At 62.5% G+C, this 23,801-nt stretch carries 11 protein-coding genes; 5 read left to right on the top strand and 6 right to left on the bottom strand.

The genetic code is table 11. From position 1 onward, the window contains the following. Positions 1-122: 122 nt before the first annotated feature. The 4 genes from ACM6G4_RS27320 to ACM6G4_RS27305 all read right to left on the bottom strand — a co-directional run bounded on the left by ACM6G4_RS27320 (position 123) and on the right by ACM6G4_RS27305 (position 4,108). Positions 123-350, bottom strand: a complete 228-nt coding sequence (locus tag ACM6G4_RS27320) for an MbtH family protein (RefSeq protein ID WP_056727052.1) — start codon at positions 348-350, stop codon at positions 123-125. An 81-nt stretch (positions 351-431) separates the two neighbouring features. Next, positions 432-1,832 (bottom strand): aspartate aminotransferase family protein, encoded by a 1,401-nt coding sequence (locus ACM6G4_RS27315; RefSeq protein WP_409079365.1) that lies wholly within the window; start codon positions 1,830-1,832, stop codon positions 432-434. 273 nt (positions 1,833-2,105) lie between these two features. Then, positions 2,106-3,431 carry an ATP-binding protein gene (locus ACM6G4_RS27310; protein WP_414915007.1) on the bottom strand — a complete coding sequence of 442 codons (1,326 nt, stop codon included), beginning with the start codon at positions 3,429-3,431 and terminating at the stop codon, positions 2,106-2,108. Further along, positions 3,428-4,108: a response regulator gene (locus ACM6G4_RS27305; RefSeq protein WP_414915006.1), complete on the bottom strand. Its 681-nt coding sequence runs from the start codon at positions 4,106-4,108 to the stop codon at positions 3,428-3,430. Before ACM6G4_RS27305 ends, ACM6G4_RS27310 begins: the two co-directional genes overlap by 4 nt. Positions 4,109-4,305: 197 nt before the next feature. Between ACM6G4_RS27305 and ACM6G4_RS27300 the strand changes: the two genes are divergently transcribed. The 4 genes from ACM6G4_RS27300 to dsbG all read left to right on the top strand — a co-directional run bounded on the left by ACM6G4_RS27300 (position 4,306) and on the right by dsbG (position 8,731). Continuing rightward, complete coding sequence (locus tag ACM6G4_RS27300) at positions 4,306-5,274, top strand: tetratricopeptide repeat protein (protein ID WP_414915005.1); 969 nt, start codon at positions 4,306-4,308, stop codon at positions 5,272-5,274. Between the two features lie 117 nt (positions 5,275-5,391). Next, positions 5,392-7,134 carry a protein-disulfide reductase DsbD gene (dsbD, locus tag ACM6G4_RS27295; RefSeq protein ID WP_414915004.1) on the top strand — a complete coding sequence of 581 codons (1,743 nt, stop codon included), beginning with the start codon at positions 5,392-5,394 and terminating at the stop codon, positions 7,132-7,134. Further along, positions 7,134-7,988, top strand: a complete 855-nt coding sequence (locus tag ACM6G4_RS27290) for a prolipoprotein diacylglyceryl transferase family protein (RefSeq protein WP_414915003.1) — start codon at positions 7,134-7,136, stop codon at positions 7,986-7,988. Before dsbD ends, ACM6G4_RS27290 begins: the two co-directional genes overlap by 1 nt. After that, a complete protein-coding gene (gene dsbG / locus ACM6G4_RS27285) occupies positions 7,964-8,731 on the top strand; it encodes a thiol:disulfide interchange protein DsbG (RefSeq protein WP_056727059.1) in 768 nt (255 codons plus the stop codon). The genes ACM6G4_RS27290 and dsbG overlap by 25 nt, the downstream gene beginning before the upstream one ends. Before the next feature lie 107 nt (positions 8,732-8,838). Here the strand turns inward: dsbG and ACM6G4_RS27280 are convergent, their stop codons facing one another. Next, positions 8,839-9,657 carry an alpha/beta fold hydrolase gene (locus tag ACM6G4_RS27280; RefSeq protein ID WP_414915002.1) on the bottom strand — a complete coding sequence of 273 codons (819 nt, stop codon included), beginning with the start codon at positions 9,655-9,657 and terminating at the stop codon, positions 8,839-8,841. Positions 9,658-9,860: 203 nt separating this feature from the next. Beyond that, the gene (locus ACM6G4_RS27275) at positions 9,861-22,859 is read right to left on the bottom strand and encodes a non-ribosomal peptide synthetase (RefSeq protein WP_414915001.1); all 12,999 of its coding nucleotides are present in this window, start codon (positions 22,857-22,859) and stop codon (positions 9,861-9,863) included. A 377-nt stretch (positions 22,860-23,236) separates the two neighbouring features. Here ACM6G4_RS27275 and ACM6G4_RS27270 point away from each other — a divergent pair, with 377 nt between their 5' ends. Next, positions 23,237-23,785, top strand: a complete 549-nt coding sequence (locus tag ACM6G4_RS27270) for an RNA polymerase factor sigma-70 (protein WP_095946262.1) — start codon at positions 23,237-23,239, stop codon at positions 23,783-23,785. Positions 23,786-23,801 lie beyond the last annotated feature (16 nt).

Here is a 23,801-nt window from a genome sequence, read left to right as displayed (position 1 = left end):
GCGCATTCCAAATGTGGGAGCGGGCTTGCTCGCGAAGGCGGTCTTACAGACAACACAAATTCCAGACCTGAAAAAGCCCGCTGACTGTCACCAGTCCAGCGGGCTTCTTTTTGCATGACGGTTCAGTGCGCCACAGCCGCCTGCTCGTCCATTTTCTGCCGCAGGCTCAACGGACGCATGTCGGTCCAGGTCTCTTCAATGTAAGCCAGGCATTCCTTTTTCAGCCCGCCTTTGCCTACTGTGCGCCAGCCTTGTGGCACGGCTTTGTAGTCGGGCCAGATCGAGTATTGCTCTTCGTGGTTGACCACGACCTGAAAGAGGATGTCCTCACGGTCGAATACTGACGTCATGCTGTCTCTCCATCGTTTTCGGGCGGGCTGTGCCGTGTGCGCAGCCGTTATGTAGAAAGAACGTTCCGCCGGGCGGGAAATTTAGGGATTGGCAGTGGCGGCGACCAGGGCCCGGCCGAAGATTTCGGCCACGCGATCGATCTGCGCAGCAGTAATCACCAGCGGCGGCAGGAAGCGCACCACCGCGCCATGGCGGCCACCGAGTTCCAGGATCAAGCCACGCTTGAGGCATTCGCGCTGCACCAGGGGTGCCAGGCGGGCGAAGGCCGGCGGATGGCCTTGGGCATCCAGCGCGCCCGTCGGGTCGACCAGTTCGACGCCAAGCATCAAGCCACGCCCGCGAATGTCACCCAGTTGCGGGAAGTCCCGCTGCAGGATGCGCAGGTGCTCGGCCAGGCGCTCGCCCATCGCGGCGGCATGCTCGCAGACCTTGTGATCGACCAGATAACGCATCACCGCGGAGCCGGCGGCCATGGCCATCTGGTTACCACGGAACGTCCCGGCATGGGCGCCCGGCAGCCAGGTGTCGAGCCAGTCGCGATAGACCACCACCGCCAGCGGCAGGCTGCCGCCGATGGCCTTGGACAGCACCACGACATCGGGAATGATCCCGGCGTGCTCGAAGGCGAACATCTTGCCGGTGCGGGCGAAGCCACTCTGGATTTCATCGACGATCAGCGCGACACCCGCCTGTTCGGTGATCCGCCGCAGACCGCGCAGCCAGTCCAGATCCGCCGGGATCACCCCGCCCTCGCCCTGCACCACTTCCACGATCACTGCCGCCGGCAATTGCACGCCAGCCTCGGGATCGTTGAGCAGGTTTTCCAGGTAACTCAGGTTGGCCTTGACCCCTTGCACGCCGCCAAGCCCGAACGGGCAGCGGTAATCGTAAGGGTACGGCATGAACTGCACGCCACTGCCGAGCAAGGCGCCCAGAGGCTTTTTCGGCCCCAGGCTGCCCATCAGACTCAACGCGCCCTGACTCATGCCGTGGTAACCACCCTGGAACGACAGCACGGTGCTGCGCCCAGTGGCGGTACGCACCAGTTTCAGTGCCGCTTCCACGGCGTCGGTACCGGTCGGGCCACAGAACTGGATCTTCGCTTCAGCGGCCAGGGCTGGTGGCAGCAAGCCGAACAAGTCCTGGACGAACCGGTCCTTGACCGGCGTGGTCAGGTCGAGGGTATGCAGCGGCAGTTCATCGCTCAGCACTTGCTGGATGGCTTCGATCACCACCGGGTGGTTGTGCCCCAGGGCCAGGGTTCCGGCTCCGGCCAGGCAATCGATGAAGGTTCGGCCTTCGACATCCTCGACGTAGATGCCCTTGGCGCGCTTGAGTGCCAGGGGAATGCGTCGTGGATAGCTGCGGGCGTTGGATTCCTGCCGGCTCTGACGGGCCAGAAGCGGCGATTCGTTGAATTGATAAAGCGTCTCGGCGGACGTCGCCGGCTGCTCTTCGATAAGGCTGGTAGCGACTGACATCTCTCGACCCCTCAATACGCTGTGGATAGTGACCAAAACTGCACACCGGGCAGGTGCGCGCTCCGGTCAAGGGGCGCACTTGTCAGGTTTTCCTGTTCTGGAAACGCATCAGCGAGGCGGGGATTTAGACTTTCAATCCGCTTTCTTGGCGTTCACCACAATACCCTGTGGGAGCGGGCTTGCTCGCGAAGAGGCCATCACATTCAACATTTATGTCGACTGTTACGCCGCCTTCGCGAGCAAGCCCGCTCCCACAGGGTTCAGCGGTGTTTTTCAGACCGGTTGCAGCGGCATCGTCAGCTCAACCCGCAAGCCGTCCGGCCGGCTATCGAAATGCAGGGTGCAACCGCAACGCTGAACGATGGCCTGGACAATCGCCAGTCCCAGACCACAACCGGTGCTCTGGCCGTTGCGCCAGAAGCGCTGGGTCAGGTGTTGCAGGTCTTCTTCGGCAATCCCCGCCCCATGATCGCGCACCACGAACTGCACACGATTGCCGGTGGTCTCCAGGCTCAACTCCACTGTTTTGTCGGCGGGGGTATGGCGCAGTGCGTTGTCGAGCAAGTTGCGCAGCGCGGCAATCGACAACACGGCGGGCATTTGTACCGGCGCGGCGGATACCTTGCCCGGTGCCTGAAACCTGATGCGCCGGCGATCGCCGCTCGCCGCGTCCTGGATCGCCAGCTTCGCCACTTGCTCGGCGTTGCATTGCACACCGTCGTCAAACGACAGACTGCCTTCGACGCGCGCCAGCAACAGCAATTGTTCGAGGGTCCGGTGCATGCGGTCGGCACCCTCTTCGGCCCGGGCCAGGGACTGGTCCCGGGCGCTGCCGTCAGTCATCCGCGCCACTTGCAGGTGGGTCTTGATCGCGGTCAGCGGGCTGCGCAGTTCGTGGGCCGCGTCACCGGTCAGGCGACGTTCGCGCTCGATGGTCTTGCCGATGCGCTGGAGCAATTGGTTCTGGGTTTCCAGCAAGGGTTGCAGCTCGCTGGGCAGTGGCTGGATCTGCAACGGTTCGAGGGAGTCGGCGCTGCGGCGCATCAAGGCGTCGCGCATGCGGTTGAGGGGCGCCAGCCCCTGGCCGATGCCCAGCCAGAGCAAACACAGGCAACCGAGCAGCGCCACGCCCACCGGAACCGAAGCGGCCAGCAGAATCGACATGTTCAACGCCTCGCGCTCGATCTGCCGGTCGGCGGTGGTGATGCGCAGATCGCCACGTGCCAGGGTAAAACTGCGCCACGGCGCGCCGTCGATCATCTGATCGTGAAAACCAAGTTTCTCGGCCTCCAGGGTCTGCTGCGGATCGGTGTGACTGCGGGCGAGGATCTCACCGCGCAACGAGCTGACCTGGCACGCCATGCCGCCCGGAATGTTCAGTTGTTCGGCGCTGAAATGAGTGCCCTCGCCCTTGCTCGGCACGGGCGGCAGTTGCTCCATCAGTCCGGCGACCATGCGCGCCGACGCCACCAGCCGCTGGTCGAGGGAAAACATCATTTGATTGCGCAAATCGCTGAGCATCCAGGCCGCGGCCAGGGCCCAGATCAAGGCAAAGGCGGCGCCGAGCGTCAGGCTCAGGCGCAAACGCAGGCTCATCACTTCGATTCTTCTCCGCCATCAGCCGGCCCCAGGCGATAGCCCAGGCCGCGCACGGTCTCGACAATGCCGTTGCCGAGCTTGCGCCGCAGGTGATGGATATGGACGTTGAGGGCGTTGCTTTCCAGCTCGTCGTTGAAACCGTAGACGCTGTCCTTGAGTTGCTCGGTGGACAACACGCGGCCACGGTTATGCAGCAAGGCCTGCAACAAAGATTGCTCACGACGCGACAGGTCCACCGGCTGCCCCGCGAGCGTGGTTTCGCGGCTGCTCGGGTCGTAGGTCAGGGCACCATGCTCGATCAGGTTGACGCTGCGCCCCGCCACCCGCCGCAACAGCGTGTGCAAGCGCGCAGCGAGCTCGCGCAAGTCGAACGGCTTGAGCAGATAATCGTCGGCACCGGCTTGCAGGCCATCGACGCGGTCAGTGACCGAGTCCCGGGCGGTGAGGACCAGCACCGGGATTTCCAGGCCATGGTGACGCAACTGCTGCAGCAACTTGAGGCCATCTTCATCGGGCAGGCCGAGATCGAGCACCATGACATCAAACTCCGCGACCTTGAGCATCGCCCGTGCGGCGGACGCCGTGGCGACGTGTTCCACGGTCAGGCCCTGGGCGGTCAGGCCGGCGACGATACCGCTGGCGATCAATTCATCGTCTTCGCAAACCAGTATGTGCATGGAAAACCCTGTCGAAAGACATTGATTAAAAAGACACCGGGTTAAGCCAGGATTATGCCTTGACCGGCTGCTGACAGTCATTTCTCAAGACTGATGGTTTGTCGGGCATCCTATAAATATGTACCGCACCTGCACCCTCCTGCCTGAATAACCTGTGTGACGTACCACCCAAACTTCCATCAACACAGGTATTGACCATGTATATACACGCGGACGCATTGACGTCTTTGTTCAATTTGCTCAACACGCTTGGCTCACTGATCACCCAACTGAACGATGAGCAAAAAGCCGCCAGGAAAAAAGGTCTGCAACTTTACAACCTGGGGGAATATCGGGAATCGGAGGCCTATCTCATGATTGCCGCCACCGCAGGGGACCGCGATTCGCAGTATGCACTCGCACAGGTCATCACACTTCGGGAAAGAAGTCTCAAAGAGGAGGATAAAACCCATGCAGAGAGAGAATGGTACGTAAAGGCCGGCGCCCAGGGCGACGTCCGTGCCTTACTGCGATTAGCTGATGAAACCTCGCTTGCCAAAGCGAAAGAGCTTGCAGAGGAGCGCGCCGATCACGGCGACAGCGAAGCCATGCTGCAACTTTATGAACTAACCAAAGATATCGAATGGATGAAAAAATCTGCAGAAGCAGGATTTCTCGAAGCGCAATACAGTCTTGCTGTGCATTATGACAACGATCATTCCCTCATTCCGAACACGGGTGAACGCGAAACGGCTATCGATGGCTGGCTCAAACGTGCAGCCGATGCCGGGTTCCCGAAAGCGATACATTGGTACAGCAATCGTCCGCACATCAGCCATGATCTTCCCGTCAGAAAGGAATGGCTGCTTAAATGGACGGAAACAAACGACGTTTGGTCTCTGCGCTATTACGCGTATGCGCTTGGCGGTGCATACCACGATGAAAATGGCATCGATGTCGAGTACGGCCTCGAAGAGAATCTAGTCAACGCCTACGGCCTCATGTGGCTGATTATGGAAAGCCACAAAGAGTTCAAGGGATACCAAAACATCTCAGATGTTTTTTCGCAGATTGCCGAAACGTTGTCCGAAACAGATAAAGCAGCCGGAAAAGCATTTGCACAGGAGTGGAAACGCACGCATCCGCCAATGTCGGAATACCGATTGACCTATAGCGACCCTCGTTAATCCCGTGACGACGATTCGCGCTGTGAACCCGGTTTTCAGCGCGAATCAGTTCGTTAACATCCGGTTAATCGGCGGCCATCATCGTGCTCGGCAATAGCAGTTTTTAAGGCTTTTTCGATGCGCGGTATTTTTGTTTTTTTCCTCTGGCTATTTACCTGCCTGGTTCAAGCGGCGCCCGGAACCAATCCGTTCGACACCAAACCTGAATTTCTCCCGGTTGATAAAGCCTTCACGTATACCTCTGAACGTCTGGAATCCGGTGAAACCCAGCTCTATTGGCAGATCACCGACGGCTATTACCTGTACCAAAAACGCTTGAAGTTCGACGGATTGCCTGTCGAACAGCACCCCCCGCTGCCGGAAGGTGAAGCGCACAGCGACGAGTTTTTCGGTGAACAGCAAGTCTACCGCCAAGGCCTGGAGCTGAAGATTCCCGCTGGCGCCAGCGGTCAGGTCACGGTCAGTTACCAGGGCTGCGCCGATGCCGGCTTGTGTTATCCGCCACAGACCAGGGTCGTGGACCTGGGCAACACCAATGCGCTGAATGCAGCCACTGAAGCACCGGACCAGGCGCTAGCCAGCAGCTTGCAACAACGGGCGCTGGGCTGGAGCCTTTTGCTGTTCTTCGGCCTGGGCCTGTTGCTGGCCTTCACGCCTTGTTCATTACCGATGCTGCCGATTCTGGCTGGATTGATCGTTGGCAGCGGCGCCACACCCAGACGTGGATTCGCCCTGGCCAGCAGTTACGTAATCAGCATGGCGCTAGTGTATGCGGCGCTGGGTGTACTGGCCGCCTCTCTCGGGGCGAACCTGCAAGCCTGGTTGCAGAACCCTTGGCTGCTGGGCAGTTTCGCGGCGATATTCGTACTGCTGGCGCTGCCGATGTTCGGCTTCTTCGAACTGCAACTGCCGGTGGCCGTGCGTGATCGCCTGGAAAACGTCTCGCGCAATCAACGCGGCGGCAACCTGATCGGCGCCGGGGTGCTGGGGGCGCTGTCCGGTCTGCTGGTGGGACCGTGCATGACCGCACCGCTGGCCGGCGCCCTGCTCTACATCGCGCAAAGCGGTAACGCGCTGCATGGCGGGTTGATTCTGTTCGCCATGGGCATCGGCATCGGTGTACCGCTGTTGCTGCTGGTGACCGTCGGCAATCGCTTCATGCCCAAGCCCGGCGCCTGGATGAACCTGGTCAAAGGCATTTTCGGCTTCCTGTTCCTCGCCACTGCATTGCTGATGCTGCGCCCGGTGCTGGACGAATCCCTGTGGGTCGGATTGTGCGGTGCGCTGCTGTTGATCGCGGCCTACAGCGCCTGGAAACAGTCCGGAGGTTTTGGTCGTATCGCGCACCTGTTTGGCGCCAGTTCGTTGCTGCTCGGTTTATGGGGTGGCCTATTGGTGATCGGTGCGGCCGCTGGCAGTGATGATCCGTTCAAGCCATTGCTGGTCTACCGCGCCTCGAACCAGGTTGTGGCCGCCGTGCCGGTTGGCCACGATGCCTTCACCACCGTCAAGGATCCGCAGGCACTGCAACGGGAACTCGACGCCGCACACGCTCAGGGCCAGTGGGTGCTGCTGGACTACTACGCCGACTGGTGCGTGTCGTGCAAAGTCATGGAAAAGCAGGTCTTCGGCAAACCTCATGTCCTCGAAGCCTTGAGCGATGTGCGCTTGCTCCGACTGGACGTCACCGCCGACAATGCCGCCAGCCGCGAACTGCTCGGCCGCTACAAAGTGCCAGGGCCGCCGAGCCTGCTGTGGATTGGCGCGGACGGTGAAGAACGGCGCAGCCAGCGCATCACCGGCGAGGTCGATGCCGACACTTTCCTGCAACGCTGGACCATCACCCGAGACGCCCGTTAATGCTGACCTTCACCCTCGGCACCTTTGCCATTGCGCTTAATCACCTGCTGCTGATCAGTGCGCTGGCGCTGGCCACCTTTGTCGGCTGGCGGGTTGCCAAGCGCGGTGGTGAAAACCCCGAGTCGGTGCTGTTCAGCCTGTTTCTGCTGGGCATGCTGGCGGCCCGAATCAGTTTCGTGGCGGCCTATTGGGTGCACTATCGCAATGATCCGTGGCAGGTCATCGACCTGCGCGATGGCGGTTTTCTCGCCTGGCCGGGGGTGGTCGTGGTGCTGCTCGCCACGCTGTATCGCGGCTGGCGTCGCCCGGGTCTGCGCCGTCCATTGGGCTTTGGCGTGGCCAGCGGCCTGGCGTTCTGGCTGTTGGCGACGTTCTCCCTGTCAATTTATGAACAAGGCACACGCCTGCCGGAAATCACCTTGCGCAACGCCGCCGGCGAAACCGTGCAACTGGCCGACTACAAGGGCGGCCCGTTGGTGATCAATCTCTGGGCCACCTGGTGCCCGCCGTGCCGCCGGGAAATGCCGGTGCTGGAAAACGCCCAGCAACAACGGCCGGACCTGACGTTCCTGTTCGTCAATCAGGCGGAAAGCATGCAAAGCGTCGCGACCTTTCTGGAAACCCAGGGCCTGAGCCTGTCCAACGTGCTGTTCGACGGCAGCGGACGCCTGAGCCAGGCCGTCGGTTCCATGGCGCTACCGACTACGCTGTTCTACAACCCCGAGGGTCGCCTGCTAGGCAGCCATCTGGGCGAGTTGTCGGAAGCCAGCCTGGCCCGCGCGCTGGAAAACTTCGACACCGTACCCGTCACCTCTCCAAGGAAACTGCCATGTCCCGCCTCCGCCACCTGCTGACCCTGAGCCTCGGTGCTGCCCTGTTGCACCTGCCATCGGTGCAGGCCGAAGAGTTGCCCGATGCGATCAAGAAAATCGAGGCCAAGGGCGCGAAAATCGTCGGCCAGTTCGACGCCCCCGACGGCTTGCGCGGTTATGCCGCGCAATATCAGAACCGCGGCATGGCGCTGTACCTGACCCCGGATGGCAAACACGTGTTGCTGGGCAACCTGTATGACGCCGAGGGCAATGACCTGAGCAGCGCGCCATTGCAGAAACTGGTGTATGCCCCGATGGCCAAGGAAGTCTGGGCCAAGTTCGAAACCAGCAACTGGATCGGCGACGGCAAGAAGGATGCACCGCGCGTGGTATACCTGTTCAGTGACCCGAACTGCCCGTACTGCAACATGTTCTGGGAACAGGCCCGGCCGTGGGTCAAGGCTGGCAAGGTGCAGTTGCGCCACATCATGGTGGGCATCATCCGTGAAGACAGCCCGGGGAAATCCGCCGCACTGCTCGCAGCCAAGGACCCGGAAAAAGCCCTGCAGGACCACGAAGCCTCCGGCAAGGACAGTTCGCTCAAGGCCTTGAAGGAAGTGCCGCCGGCGATTCAGGCAAAGTTCGCGGCCAACATGCAATTGATGGAAGAACTGGAGTTGCAGGCGACTCCGGCGATTTTCTATATGGACGACAAGGGCAATCTGCAACAGCAGCAAGGCGCGCCGTCGCCGGACAAACTGGCGAAGATTCTCGGACCGAAGTAAGCAAGATCAAAAGATCGCAGCCTTCGGCAGCTCCTACAGAGACCACTCAATTCCTGTAGGAGCTGCCGAAGGCTCGGGTCGCGTTCGGACGATCTTTTTTGCAAACCCTACGCCGGATTGCGCTCAGCCAAAAACTCCAGCAGCGCTTGGGTGACAAAGTCCGGATTCTCCAGATTGGAAATATGCCCCGCCTCCGGCACCAGCACCCACGGGCAGCCAATCAACTCGGCCATTTCACGGGCTTCACCCGGTGGCCGAGGCTTGTCCTGATCGCCGCACATCACCAGCGTGTTCGCTGCATCCAGTTCGCCCAGACGCGATAACTGATCATCGCGCCCAAACGTAATCCGCCCCATCGGCACGATGCTTTCACGCAGGCGATCCGCAGGTAGAGCCGCCAGGGAAGCATGAAAATCCCGGTAGAGCGCCGACTGCGGATCAATACCCGGCCGGAAGAAAATCGGCACCACGATATCCAGCAGCGCTGGCGTGATGACACCCGCCTCTTCGATCTGCTTCAACAGTGAAAAGTAATACTGGCGAGTCGGCTCCGGTTCAGCGCCGGCGTAGGTGTCCATCAACACCAGGCCATTGAGCCGGTGCGCTGCCGATAAGGCCAGGCGCACGCCCCACATGCCGCCAACCGACAGGCCGACCAGCGTGACCCGTTCGATATCCAGATGGTCGAGCAGGACCAGGGCCTGACGCGCCAGGTCATCCAGGGACGTCGTACCGACAGGCAACGGCCCGGATTGGCCGTGCCCCCACAGGTCCAGGGCGATCACACGATACTGCTGCGAGAGCGCGGCAATCTGCGGCGCCCACATGGCCTGGTCCCACAGGTAACTACCGGCCAGCAGAACCGCCGGGCCGGTGCCTTGATCGATGTAGTGAAGGGCCTGTCCGTCTATCGTTACGAAGGGCATCGACTGTTTCCGCGAGTAAAAATGGAGCCGGAAGACTGAGCGGCAGGCCGTCCCTCGTCAATCGCTGGAGTGTATGCGTTTGTGCCACCTTCGCGGGCAAGCTCGCCCCATAGCGATTTATGCCGATCACAGATGATGTGATCACCACAAACTACTGTGGGAGCGAGCTTGCTCGCGATGGGGCCATTACAGACGCCAGGGAATCAAAGCCCCTCCAGCTCCGCCATCAAATCATTCAAGCGATCCACCTTCTCCCCGGTGAGCTCGCTGGCCGCCAACCCGTCGATGTACCGGGCCAGTTCTTCCACCGTGCTGCATTCGAACATCGCCCGCAACGGCACCTCCTGTTGCAGGGTTTTCTGCACCCGCGAGGCGATTTGCGTGGCCAGCAGCGAATGCCCGCCCAACTCGAAGAAGTTGTCGCGAACGCCCACCTTCTCGACCTTCAACACCTCGGCCCAGATGTCTGCCAGGGCCTGCTCCAGCTCATTGCGTGGTGCCTGGTAATCCTGGCTTTGCAGCTGGCCGATCTCCAGCGCAGGCAAAGCCTTGCGGTCCAGTTTGCCGTTGGCGTTGAGCGGCAGCTTGTCCAGCCACAGCCAGTGCAGCGGCACCATGTATTCCGGCAGTTCGGCACGCAGGCGTTGCTTGATGCGCTCCAGGCGTTCAGCCGGATCGAACGCAACATCCGCCGCGACCAGATAGCCCACCAAATGCTTGCCGTTCGCCCCCTCCTGCACACTGACCGCTGCGTCACGAATTTCCGCTTGTTCATGCAGGCGAGCCTCGATTTCACCCAGTTCGATACGGTAACCACGGATCTTCACCTGATGGTCGACCCGACCGACGTACTCCAATACGCCGTCACTGCGACGTCGGGCCAGGTCGCCGGTGCGATACAGGCGCTCACCCGGTGCGCCGAACGGGTTCGGCACAAATACCGGGGCGGTGCGCAGCGGATCGCCGACATAGCCGCGACCGACCCCGGTCCCCGCCACGCACAGCTCACCCACCGCGCCCAGCGGCACCAGTTCCAGCGCTCCGTCGAGCAGGTACAACTTGTTGTTGTCGGTCGGCGTGCCGATCGGCAGGTAGCTGCCGCGAGTCGAAGCCATATCGACGCGGAAGAACGCCACGTCATCCGAGCACTCCGCCGGGCCGTAGGCATTCACGAGGCCGATCTGTGGATAGCGCAGCAACCATTGATGCGCCAGTTCCGGCGGCATCGCTTCCCCCGTCGGCAGCATCCAGCGCAAGCCGTCTAGGCTCATGCGCTCCTGGGCGAGCATGCCCTGGATCAGCGAAGGCACGCTTTCCAGCACGGTGATGCCCTGGCTTTGCACATGGGCCAGCAACCCCTGGGGATCGTGGGCGATGGTGTTCGGCACAATGTCCACCCGTGCGCCGAACAACGGCGCGGCGAGGAACTGCCACACCGAAATATCGAAGCTTTGCGACGCGGTTTGCGCGATCACGTCGGCGTCGCTCAGGTTCAGGTACGGCACCTTGCTCAACTGGTTGTTGAGCATGCCGCGCTGTTCGACCATCACGCCTTTGGGCAAACCGGTGGAGCCGGAGGTGTAGATCACGTAGGCGAGGTTGTCCGGGCCGCTGTAGAGGCCTGGATTGTCCGCCGACAGCGCCAGGGTCTGGACCTCCTCCCAGACCAGCAGCCGTGGCCGGCTGGAGCAGCCGAACGCCTCAAGCAAGGCCTGCGCCTGCTCACGACACGCTTGCGTGCACACCAGCAACGGCGTGCGGCTCAGATCGATGATCCGGTTCAGACGCTGACTCGGCAAACCCGGGTCCAGCGGCAGGTAACCCGCCCCCGCCTTGAAGCTGCCGATGATCATGCCCAGCAAATCGAGGCTGCGTTCGGCCAGCAAGGCCACTGGCTGATCGCGCCCGACACCGGCGGCGATCAATGCATGGCCGAGGCGGTTGCTGCGCTGGTTCAGCTCCAGATAACTGTACTGGCGGTCCAGGCAACTGGCGGCAATCCGCTGCGGGTGCCGGGCAACCTGGGTTTCAAACAGTGCAACGTAGCTCTGCTCCAGCGGGTAATCCTGTTCGCTCTGGTTGCAGCCCTGGATGAGGAAATCCCGCTCCTCGGCCCCCAGCAACGGCAGGTCAGCCATGTCGCCATGGAAACCTTCCACCAACGCCAGCAGCAGACGCTTGAACTCACCGAGCATGCGCTCGACCGTGGTCTCATCGAAGTAGCGCTGGTCGTAGGACAGGTGCAAGCCCAGGTCATCCCCCGGATAGCACACGGCCGTGAGCGGGAAGTTGGTATGGGTCCGCCCCGAATCCGAGGTCGCGTTGAGGCTCTGCGCACGGTCCAGCACCGAGACTTCAACCGGGGCGTTTTCGAACACGAACAGGCTGTCGAACAGCGGCTGGCCCTTGGGCAGTTCGCTTTGCTCCTGGATGTTCACCAGCGGCAGGTATTCGTATTCACGCAGTTGCATGTTGTGGTCGAGCAGACCGCTGAGCCACTGGCGCACACTGCAACGCTGGCCGTCCTCGGGCATTTTCACCCGCAGCGCGATGCTGTTGATGAACAGGCCGACGGTGCGCTGCATCTGTGGCATGTCCACCGGACGCCCGGCCACGGTGACGCCGAACAGCACGTCGCGATCCCCGCTCAAGCGTCGCAGCACCAGTGCCCACGCCGCCTGGGCGAAGGTATTGATGGTCAGCTGATGGGCCTGGGCCAGTTCGCGCAATTGCACGCCGTCCCGGACATCGAGCCTTGTGTAGCGGTCGCCGACGATCATGCCGCCGCTGTCGCCGGCATGTTCGCGCAGCAATGGCCGGTCGCTCGGGATAGGCGTGGTCCGTTCGAACCCCTGCAGATTGGTTTTCCACCATTGCCGTGCTTCAGCCAGGCTTTGGTGCTGCAGCCAGCCGATGTAGTCGCGATAACGTGGCGGCATCGCCAACTGCGCTTCCCGGCCTTCGCCGAGGGCGCTGTAGATTTCGAAGAAATCGTTCATCAGCAGCGAACGGCACCAGGCATCGATGAGGATGTGGTGGTTGCTCATCACGAACCAGTAGCGCGCCTCGCCCACACGGATCAAACGCAAGTGGAACGGCGCCTGGTTGAGCAGACCGAACCCGGCCTCGCGTTCGGTCTTGAGCAGGGATTGCAGTTTCGGCTCCTGCTCGGCTTCGGCGAGATCGCTCCAGTCGAGGTATTTGATCGGCGTGTCGCCCGGTTTGTGGATCACTTGCAGCATGTCTTCGCCGACGTTCCAGCAGAAGGACGCGCGCAAGGCTTCGTGGCGGGCGATCACTGCTTGCCAGGCCTGGGCGAAACGCTGCGGGTCGAGCTCGCTGTTGATGCGGTAGCGGTCCTGCATGTAGTACAGGCCGGTGCCCGGCTCCAGCAAGGTGTGCAGCAGCATGCCTTCCTGCATAGGGGTCAGCGGGTAGACGTCTTCGATGGCGGCGGCCGGGACCGGCAGCGCATCCAGTTGCGTCTGGCTGAGATTCGCCAGCGGGAAGTCCGACGGCGTCAGGCCGCCCGCGTCGTCGCGCAGGCAATGCTCGATCAAGCTGCTCAACTCACCGAGGTAGGCATCTGCCAACTCGTTGATGGTTTGCCCATCGAAGCGTTCTGCGCTGAAAGTCCAGCGCAGTACCAGTTCACCGCCATACACCTGACCGTCGACGCTCAGCTCGTTGGGTAGCGGGGCATTGCCATCGTGGGCCGCGCCAAGGGCTTCATCCAGTGGATGGAACAGCGCATCCGCGCCGAAGCTCTGGTCGAACTGGCCGAGGTAGTTGAAGGTGATCGGCGCCACTGGCAACCCGGCCATGCACAGGCGACTCCGGTCATCGGCGAGATAGCGCAGCACGCCATAGCCCAGGCCTTTGTGCGGCACGGCACGCAGTTGCTCCTTGATCGCCTTGATCGACGCGCCCTGCCCGGCCGCTTCTTCGATGTTCGACGGGGTCAGGCGCAGCGGATAAGCGCTGGTGAACCAGCCGACGGTGCGGGTCAGGTCGATGTCGTCGAACAGCGCTTCGCGGCCGTGGCCTTCCAGTTGAATCAGCGCCGATGGCTGACCGCTCCAGCGGCACAGCACGCGGGCCAATGCGGTCAGCAGCAAGTCGTTGACCTGGGTGCGATAGGCACTCGGTGCCTGTTGCAGCAACTGCCGGGTACGCTCGCTGTCGAGACGCACGCTGACGCTTTGCCCATGCCGGTTCTGCCGCCCGCCCTCGGGGTGATCGCAGGGCAGATCGGCAATTGGTCCGGCCAGGTGTGCCTGCCACCAATCCAGTTCCTCGCGCAAGGAATCGCTGCCGGCGTAGGCCTGCAAGCGAGCGGCCCAGTCTTTGAAGGCACTGGTTTTCGCTGGCAGTTTCACCGACTGCTGCGCGTGCAGTTGGCGATACACGGTTTGCAGATCGTCCAGTAGCACGCGCCATGAAACGCCATCGATCAGCAAATGGTGAATCGCGATAAACAGCCGTTGCTGACCGTCGGGACCATCGACCAGCAACACACGCAGCAACGGCCCTTCTTCAAGATCGAGGCTGCGCTGGGCATCGGCGAACAAGGCTGCGCATTTGTCCATGGACGAAACGCGCACCTGCCACAACACCGGCGCTTCGGACATCGACTGGTGCGTGGCCAGCCATTGGCCGGCGACCTTGCTGAAACGCAGGCGCAAGGCGTCGTGCTGCTCGATCACCGCCAGCAGTGCTTGCTCCAGACGATGGGGTTCGAGGGCCACAGTCGGGTGCAGCAACAACGCCTGGTTCCAATGCTGGCGTTGCGGGATGTCGGTGTCGAAGAACCAGTGCTGGACCGGTGTCAGGTGCGACTCGCCGATGATCAGGCCCTGCTCGGCGCTGACCAGCTCGCTGCGGCTGGCCACGGCGGCGAGGGTCTGCACGGTCTGGTGCTGGAACAGGTCGCGGGGGCTGAAATGGATGCCCTGCTGCCGCGCCCGGCTGACCACCTGGATCGACAGGATCGAGTCGCCGCCCAGTTCGAAGAAGTTGTCATTGAGACCTACCTGTTCGACGTTGAGCACTTCGCACCAGATCTGCGCCAGCGTGACTTCAAGCTCGTTGCTCGGCGCCACGTACTGCTGACGGTTCAGCTCAGGGTCCGGTGCCGGCAGAGCACGGCGGTCGAGCTTGCCGTTGGTGGTCAGCGGCATGCGCGCCAGCAGGATAAGGTGCGTGGGCACCATGTAGTCCGGCAGTTGCGACTTGAGATGCGATTTGAGCGCTTCACGCAGTTCAGCCTGCTGCGCCTCGCCAAGCTCTGCGACGTCAGTCACCAGATAGCCGACCAGTTGCTTGCCGCTCGGTGCATCGAGCGCCAGCACCACCGCTTCACGGATCGATTCGTGCTCCAGCAGACAGGTTTCGATTTCACCGAGCTCGATGCGGAAGCCGCGAATCTTCACTTGATGGTCGATGCGACCGAGGTATTCCACCAGGCCATCGACGCGCTGGCGCACCAGGTCGCCGGTGCGGTAGATACGCCCGCCGCCGGCGACAAACGGATCGGCGACAAAGCGCTCCGCGGTCATGCCCGGACGCTGGTGATAACCCTGGGCCAGGCCCGCGCCACCGACGTACAACTCGCCCGTCGCGCCTTGCGGCACCAACGCCAGGTCGGCGTCGAGAATGTAGGCCACGCGATCGCCGATCACGCTGCCGATCGGTACACTTGCGGCGCCCTCTTCCAGTACTTCAGGGGCGAGACCGGCCAGCGGCATGACCACGGTTTCGGTCGGGCCGTAGGCGTTGAAGAACTGGCTCGGCTGGAAGGCTGCGCGAATGCGTGCCAGGTGTTCACCGGTCAGCGCTTCGCCGCCGGTAATGATCATGCGCACCGGCAGGGTTTCATTTTGCGTTGCCAGCCATTGCGCCAACTGGCTGCCGTAGCTCGGCGTGAAACCGAGGACATTGATGTGATGACGACGGATCAGGCCACAGATTTCTTCCGCGTCCCACTGCCCTTGAGCCCGCAGCACCACTTGCGCACCGCTGAGCAACGGCACCAGCAAACGCTCCGTGGCAGCGTCGAAGTTGATCGAATAGAAGTGCAGTTCGCAGTCATCGGCGCGCATGGCGAAGCGCTCGATCACCGCGCGGCAATGCATGGCGATTTCGCCGTGGGACACCACCACGCCTTTCGGCTTGCCGGTCGAGCCCGAGGTGTAGATCAGGTACGCCTGATGCTGCGCCAGGCTGATCAGCGGCAGCTCGGTGGCCGGGTAACTGACCAGTGCCGCCGCGTCTTCTTCAAGGCACCAGCGGCCGACGGTCGCCGGCAACTCGCCCAAAGCCTTGAACATCGCCGCATCGCTGAGCAGCAAACCGATGCCGCTGTCTTCGATCATGTAGTGCAAGCGGTCCAGCGGGTACTCCGGATCCAGCGGCACATAGGCGCCGCCAGCCTTGAGGATCGCCAGCAGGCCGACAACCATCTCCAGCGAGCGCTCCAGTGCCAGGCCTACGCGCACCTGCGGACCGACACCGCGTTCACGCAGCATCCAGGCCAGGCGGTTGGCGCGACTGTCGAGTTCGGCGTAGCTCAAGGTCTGTCCGGCGAAGGTCAGGGCCGGAGCGTCTTTGCGCGTCAAGGCTTGCTCGGCGAACAGGTGATGGATGCACTGATCCAGCCGATGTTCGCCCGGCTCGACGCCAAGGCTGTCGAGCAGGTGTTGTTGTTCGCCACCGGCCAGCAGCGGCAACTCACTCAAGCGCTGCTGCGGATCGGCAATCAGTGCTTGCAGAAGATTGCGCCAATGCCGGGCCATTTGCGCGATACGCGCTTCGTCGAACAGATCGGTGCTGTAGGTCAGGCAGCAACCCAGGCGATGGTCGAGGTCGGAGACTTCCAGGTTGAGGTCGAACTTGGTCGCGCGGGCATCGTTGGCCAGGTACTCGACCGTCATGCCGGCCAGGGTGCGGCTTTGCTGGAACTCCCAGCGCTGCACGTTGCACATCACCTGGAACAACGGGTTGTAGGCCGCGCTTCGGGGTGGTTGCAAGGCTTCCACCAGATGATCGAACGGCAGGTCCTGATGGGACTGGCCTTCGATCACCGTGTGGCGCACCAGCTCGAACAACTCGCCGACAGACATCTGCCCGTCGAGCTGGCAGCGCAGCACTTGGGTATTGAGGAACGCACCGATCAACCCTTCGCTTTCCGGACGAATGCGGTTGGCCACCGGCGCGCCGATACGCAGGTCGGTCTGGCCGCTGTAGCGGTACAGCAGCGTGGCCAGGGCGGCGGTCATGGTCATGAACAGGGTCAGGCCGTTTTGCCCGTTGAAGACGCGAACCCGTGCCGCGAGCTCATCACTGAGGTCAAAGCGATACAACTCACCCTGATGGCTTTGCACCGGCGGACGCGGACGGTCGGTCGGCAACTCCAACAATGGGTGTTCGCGGCCCAGTTGCGCGCTCCAGTAATCGAGCTGGCGCTGACGCTCGCCGGACTCCAGCCACTGACGCTGCCACACGCTGTAATCCAGGTACTGCACCGGCAATGGCGCCAGCGGTGATTCACGATCATCGACGAATGCTTCGTACAGCGCGCTCAGTTCCCGGGCAAAAATGTCCATTGCCCAGCCTTCGGTGACGATGTGGTGCAGGGTCAGAACGAAGTAGTGTTCCTGTTCGGCGGTCTTGACCAGACAGGCGCGCAGCAGCGGTCCGGTTTCCAGATCGAATGGCTGGTGCGCTTCATCGTCGGCCAGTTGCTGGACCTGCCACTCGCGGACTTCAGCATCCAGCGCGGTGAAATCCTTCCAATCCATGCGCACGCCGGTTTGCCCGTGTACTTGCTGGCGGGCGACGCCGTCGATGCTCGGAAACGTGGTGCGCAGGGTTTCGTGACGCAGGATCAGGGCTTGCAGCGCCGCCTCGAAATGCGCTACGTCGAGCACGCCACGCAACCGCGCCATGCCCCCGACGTTGTAGGCCGGGCTGTCCGGCTCCATCTGCCAGAGGAACCACATGCGCTGCTGGGAATAGGACAGCGGCACCGGTTGGCTGCGGTCGACTTTTTCAATGGGCGGCTGCTTGTTGGTGCTGCCACTGACCTGGATCAGGCGAACCTGTTCGGCAAATGCACCGAGTTCGCTGTGTTCGAACAGTACCCGCAGCGGCAACTCGACATCGCAGGCCTGGCGGGTGCGGGAGATGATTTGCGTGGCCAGCAGCGAGTGGCCGCCGAGGGCAAAAAAATCATCGCGCAAACCGACTTGCGCCAGGCCCAGCACTTCGCGCCAGATTCCGGCGACGTGTTGCTCCAGTTCAGTCACTGGCTCGACGTGTTCGCGAACCTGCCACTGCGGTTCCGGCAAGGCGCGGCGATCGAGTTTGCCGCTCGGGCCGAGGGGCATTTGTTCCAGGCGCATCAATTGTGCCGGGACCATGTATTCGGGCAGTTCGGCGGCCAAAGCGCTTTTCAGGCGTGCGGTTTGCCCGGCTTCCTCCCCGGCATGGTTCGCTGCGGTGTAGTAACCGATCAACTGCGCCCCGGCCACGGTGTCGCGCACCAGCACCACGGCTTGCGCAACGCCGTCCTGGGCCAGCAGGCGCGCCTGGATTTCCTCCGGCTCGACGCGGAACCCGCGCAACTTGACCTGCTGATCGAGACGGCCGAGGTATTCGATCACGCCATCCGCCGTCCAGCGCGCCCGGTCGCCAGTGCGATACAGGCGCGCGCCCGGCTCGCCCAACGGATCGACCACGAAGCGTTCGGCGGTCAACGCCGGGCGACCGAGGTAACCACGGGCCAGGCCAACGCCGCTGATGCACAACTCACCCGGCACACCGACCGGAACGGGATTGAGATCACTGTCGAGCACGCGGCAAATCACATTGCCCAGCGGCCGGCCAATCGGCGAGCGTTCGCCATCGGCGCTGGAGCATTGCCAGTGGGTGACGTTGATTGCGGTTTCAGTCGGTCCGTAGCGGTTGTGCAGTTGCACTGCCGGCAGTTGCGCCAGCACCCGGTTGCGCAGCTCCGCCGGCAAGGCCTCGCCCCCGGAGAACACCCGGCGCAGGCTGGTACATTCAGCGCTCAGCGGCTCCTCGATGAACAGCGAAAGCAGCGGCGGCACGAAGTGCAACGTGGTCACGCCGTACGCTTGCACCAGCTGCGCGATGCGATGCGGATCGCGGTGTTCGCCGGGACCGGCGATCAGCAAACGTGCGCCAGTGATCAGCGGCCAGAAGCACTCCCACACCGACACATCGAAACTGATCGGCGCCTTTTGCATCAGCACATCGGTTTCGTTCAGGCGGTAAGTGTCCTGCATCCATTGCAGGCGCTCGGCCAGCGCGGCGTGGGTGTTGCCGACGCCTTTGGGCTGGCCCGTGGAGCCGGAGGTGTAAATCACATAGGCAAGGTTGTCGCCGTACAGGTGCAACCCCGGCGCATGGCTCGGCCAGCCGTCCAGGTGCAGGGTGTCCATGGCGATCACGCTGACGCCGTCAGTCGCTGGCAGGCACTCAAGCAATCGGGTTTGCGTCAGCAGCAATTCAACACCGCTGTCGCTGAGCATGTAGGCCAGGCGTTCGGCCGGGTACTCCGGGTCCAGCGGCACGTAGGCTCCACCGGCCTTGAGGATCGCCAGCAGGCCGATCAGCAGTTGCGGCGAACGTTCGCAGGCGATGGCCACGCAAACGTCCGGGCCAACGCCTTTGTCGCGCAGGTAATGGGCCAGACGGTTGGCCCGGGTGTGCAGTTCGACGAAGTCCATCTGGCCACCGTCCCACACCAGCGCGATGCGCTGCGGGGTCTGGCGCGCCTGCTCAGTGAGCCACTCCGGCAGCCATTGGCTGGCCGCTGCGCAGGGTGCGCTGGCCCAGTCCGATTGCTGATGGTGCTCGGCAGCGGTCAACAGCGGCAGGTCACCGATGGCGGTGTCCGTTTGATCGCAGACAGCGCGCAGCAGGTTGCTGAAATGCTCGGCCAGGCGCTCGATGGTGGCGGCCTCGAACAATTCGCTGGCGTAGTCGAAGGACAGGGTCAGGCGACCGTTGCGGTCTTCTTCACTGTGCAACTGCAAATCGAACTTGGCTTCGCGGCTATGCCAGGGCAACTCTTCGGCCAACAACCCCGGCAAGCGCTTCAATGCGCCGAGGTCCCGTTGCTGGTGGTTGAACATGACCTGGAACAGACCTTGTTCACGGGCTTGCGGGAAGGCTTCCAGCAGTTGCTCGAACGGCAGGTCCTGATGCGCCTGCGCACCCAACGCCGCCTGACGGGTCTGCGCCAGCAGCTCAACGAATGGCAGGCGCGAGTCCACCTCGGCACGCAGCACCTGGGTATTGATGAAGAAACCGATCAGGCCCTGGGTTTCCAGGCGCGGACGGTTGGCATTGGGCACGCCGATACGGATATCACCCTGGCCGCTGTAGCGGTGCAACAAGGTCTGGAACGCAGCCAGCAACAGCATGAAGGCGGTCGATTCATGGGCCTGGGCGGTCTGGCGAATCCCATCGCTCAGGGGAGCGCCCAGACGCACGGTGTGGCGAGCGGCGCTGTGCAGTTGTTGGGCAGCGCGTGGATGGTCGGTGGCCAGGCTCAGGGTTGGATGGTTATCACCCAAGCGGTCCTTCCAGTAGGCCAGTTGACGCTCGCCTTCCCCTTGCGCCAGCCATTGCCGCTGCCAACTGCCGTAATCGGCGTATTGCGTCGGCAACGGCGCCAGCTCCGCTTGCTGGCCCTGGGAGGCGGCCGCATACAGGCGCGAGAACTCGTCGATCAGCACGTTCAGCGACCAGCCGTCAGCGATGATGTGGTGCATCGTCACCAGCAACTGATGGTCTTCGTCGTCGAGGCGAACCAGCGTCACCCACAGCAACGGGCCTTTCTCCAGATCGAATTGGGTTCGCGCTTCGTCCTCCCGGATCTGCTGCGCCCGGGCCTCACGCTCGGCGGTCGGCAGGTCGCTGATATCGATCAGTTGCAGGTTGAACCCGGCCGCCGCAACGACCTGTTGCAGCGCCACCCCGTCGCGCTCGAAGAATCGCGTGCGCAGGGATTCGTGGCGCTCGATCAACTGCTGGAAACTGGCGCGCAAGGCGTCCTCATCCAGTTCGCCGCGCAGGCGCAAGGCACCGGGAATGTTATAGGCGCTGCTTTGCGGGTCGAGTTGCCAGGTGATCCACAGGCGGTTTTGTGCCAGCGATTGCGGCATCGGTTGCTGGCGCGACAGCGCCGTGATCGAGCCCTGGGCCAGGCCACCGTCCTGTTGCAGACGGGCCACGACATCGGCGAATGCGCCGAGGGTCGGCGCTTCGAACAGCAGACGCAGGTTCAACTCCAGACCGAGCTCTTCACGCAGGCGCGCCACCACTTGCGTCGCCGCTATGGAGTTGCCGCCGAGCAGGAAGAAATGATCATCGGCGCCCACCTGCGTCACTTGCAACTGCTCACACCAGATCTGGCCGATCAGGCTTTGTAGCTCGGAGCCCGACTCGATCCGGCCTGCACTTTGTGTGGCGGCCGACGGGAACATCGCGTAGCTGTCGAGACTGCCGTCCGCCAGGCGATTGCGACACGCCGAGCGCTGCAATTTGCCGCTGGAGGTCTTGGGCAGCGCGCCCGGATTGAGCAGCACCACCACGCTCGGCGCTTGCTGATACGCCTCGGCGACGGCTTGGCGAATGGCTTTGATCAAGGATTCCGGTGGCTGGATTTTCTGCACGCTGCGGCTGATTTCGGCGGCGATGCCGATACCTTCCTGACCATCAACCGTAACGGCAAAGGCGGCAACCCGGCCTTTGCGCACCACTTCCACTTCGCGCTCGACGGTCTGCTCGATGTCCTGCGGGTACAGGTTGTGCCCGCGCACGATCAGCATGTCCTTCAGGCGCCCGGTGATGAACAGCTCGCCATTGCGCAGGAAACCCAGGTCCCCGGTGCGCAACCAGGTCTGGCCGGCGTGCCGGACGAAGGTCTTGGCCGACGCCTCGGGGTTGCGCCAGTAGCCTGAGGCGATGCTCGGCCCGCTGGCCCAGACTTCGCCGACGACGTTGTCGGCCTGTTCGCTGAGGGAGGCCGGATCGATGATCAGCACCGCGTGCGCCGGTTGGCTGATACCGCAACTCATGATCGCGCTACCCTCGCCCGCTTCGACTCGGTTCTGCGCCAGGGCCTGATCGTCCACCCGCAGGTTGCCAATGCCTTTACCGCGCGCGGTGCCGGCCACGAACAAGGTGGCTTCGGCCAGACCATAGGAGGCCATGAAGCTGTCCGCGGTGAAACCGCAGGTGGCGAACTTCCCGGCGAAGCGTTCCAGGGTGTCGAGGCGAATCGGTTCGGAACCGGAATACGCCACGCGCCAGCCACTCAGGTCGAGCCGCTCCAGGGCTGACTCGCTGACCCGTTCGCTGCACAAGCGATAGGCAAAATCCGGCCCGCCGCTGATGGTGCCGCCGTATTCGCTGATCGCCTCCAGCCAGCGCAACGGCCGGCCGAGGAAATACGCCGGGGACATCAACACACAGGGCACGCCGCTGAAAATCGGCTGCAGCAGGCCGCCGATCAGGCCCATGTCGTGGTACAGCGGTAGCCAGCTGACGATGACATCGTCGGGGTTCAGGTCAATGCCGAAACCGTGGCGAATCAGCAATTCGTTGGCCACCAGATTGCCGTGGCTGACTTGCACGCCTTTGGGCAGCGCGGTGGAGCCGGAGGTGTATTGCAGGAAGGCGATGTGATCGGCCTGCAGGTCCACCGCGACCCAGCGCTCGGCCAGTGCACCGTCGAGGGTATCGACACACAGCAGCGGCGGCGCCCCTTCGATCTGCTGCAACCCTTCGCGCAGTCCGGCGCTGGTCAGCAGCAAGCGTGGCTGGGCATCGCTGATGATCGACAGCAGGCGCTCCTGATGATGACGGCGCGTCGACTCCGGCGGATAAGCCGGCACCGCGATCACCCCGGCGTACAGGCAACCGAAGAACGCCGCGACGTAATCCGGGCCGCTGGGGAACAGCAACACCGCGCGGTCGCCGACATCCGTTTGGGTCTGCAACGCGCCGGCAATCGTCCGCGCCCGCAGGTCCAGTTCGCGATAGCTGAGCAGCACCGCCTGGTCCTGGGTTTCGGCGAGAAAGCGCAGGGCCACCCGATCCGGCGTCAGGGCCGCGCGGCGCTGAAGGGCTTGGACCATTGTGCTGGGGAGTTCGAACGCGTCGCTCATGAGGTTTCCTGCCTGAATTCGGCTTGCAATTGGAATCGGTTTTCTGACGTCGCACCCTGATCGAGGGCGCGCAGGACGCGGTCTTCGCCGACCGCGCAAGGCATTGGCAATGCGGTTGTGACCGGGGCTGCTGCCCGGTTCCATTCACCAATGAGAACGGATGACGTCTGGAAATAATTAGTCGCCAGGCTGGAACGCAAAGTGGACGCAAGTGAGTCAGCGTGTCGCAGTTCTCACTCTGCACTCTTACAGCGCATTAGTTCTTTTTCTCATTTGACAATAATTATCATTAAGCCTAATTTGTCGCTCGATGTGTAGGACGGCCCCCCCGGTTTTTTTCCCCGTCCCACTAACCTTTTGGCAGCAGGGTGATTTCCATGATGGAACCAGTATCCACAAGCAGGTGCGATACACCGCTACTTCAGGCATTCGTCGACAATCGACTGATCCTGGTGAAGATTGCAGCCCGAATTACCGGTTGCCGCTCACGTGCCGAAGATGTTGTGCAGGATGCTTTCTTCCGGCTGCAATCGGCCCCGCCCATCACCAGTTCGATCAAGGCCCAGCTCAGCTACCTGTTCCAGATCGTGCGCAACCTGGCGATCGACCATTACCGCAAGCAGGCGCTGGAGCAGAAGTATTCCGGTCCTGAAGAGGAAGGGTTGAATGTGGTGATCCAGGGCGCGTCCCCGGAAACGTCGCACATCAATTTCTCGACCCTGGAGCACATTGCCGATGCGTTGACCGAGTTGCCGAGCCGCACCCGCTACGCCTTCGAGATGTATCGCCTGCACGGCGTACCGCAAAAGGACATCGCCAAGGAACTCGGCGTCTCGCCAACCCTGGTGAACTTCATGATCCGTGATGCGTTGGTGCATTGCCGCAAGGTGTCGGGCAACCGGGGTGATATGGCTGCTCGCCAATAAGATCCAGGATCTGCAT

The organism is Pseudomonas sp. IT-P258 (assembly GCF_949767825.1).
GTDB classification, from domain to species: Bacteria; Pseudomonadota; Gammaproteobacteria; order Pseudomonadales; family Pseudomonadaceae; genus Aquipseudomonas; species Aquipseudomonas monachiensis.
Note: the sequence above shows the minus strand (reverse complement) of the source record. Positions and strands in the feature narration are given on the sequence as shown.

Bases quoted from the DNA above. Each gene is read 5' to 3' on its own strand.
- ACM6G4_RS27320 (WP_056727052.1), bottom strand. From the start codon at position 350: ATGACGTCAGTATTCGACCGTGAGGACATCCTCTTTCAGGTCGTGGTC.
- ACM6G4_RS27315 (WP_409079365.1), bottom strand. From the start codon at position 1,832: ATGTCAGTCGCTACCAGCCTTATCGAAGAGCAGCCGGCGACGTCCGCC.
- ACM6G4_RS27305 (WP_414915006.1), bottom strand. From the start codon at position 4,108: ATGCACATACTGGTTTGCGAAGACGATGAATTGATCGCCAGCGGTATC.
- ACM6G4_RS27300 (WP_414915005.1), top strand. From the start codon at position 4,306: ATGTATATACACGCGGACGCATTGACGTCTTTGTTCAATTTGCTCAAC.
- dsbD (WP_414915004.1), top strand. From the start codon at position 5,392: ATGCGCGGTATTTTTGTTTTTTTCCTCTGGCTATTTACCTGCCTGGTT.
- ACM6G4_RS27290 (WP_414915003.1), top strand. From the start codon at position 7,134: ATGCTGACCTTCACCCTCGGCACCTTTGCCATTGCGCTTAATCACCTG.
- dsbG (WP_056727059.1), top strand. From the start codon at position 7,964: ATGTCCCGCCTCCGCCACCTGCTGACCCTGAGCCTCGGTGCTGCCCTG.
- ACM6G4_RS27280 (WP_414915002.1), bottom strand. From the start codon at position 9,657: ATGCCCTTCGTAACGATAGACGGACAGGCCCTTCACTACATCGATCAA.
- ACM6G4_RS27275 (WP_414915001.1), bottom strand. From the start codon at position 22,859: ATGAGCGACGCGTTCGAACTCCCCAGCACAATGGTCCAAGCCCTTCAG.
- ACM6G4_RS27270 (WP_095946262.1), top strand. From the start codon at position 23,237: ATGATGGAACCAGTATCCACAAGCAGGTGCGATACACCGCTACTTCAG.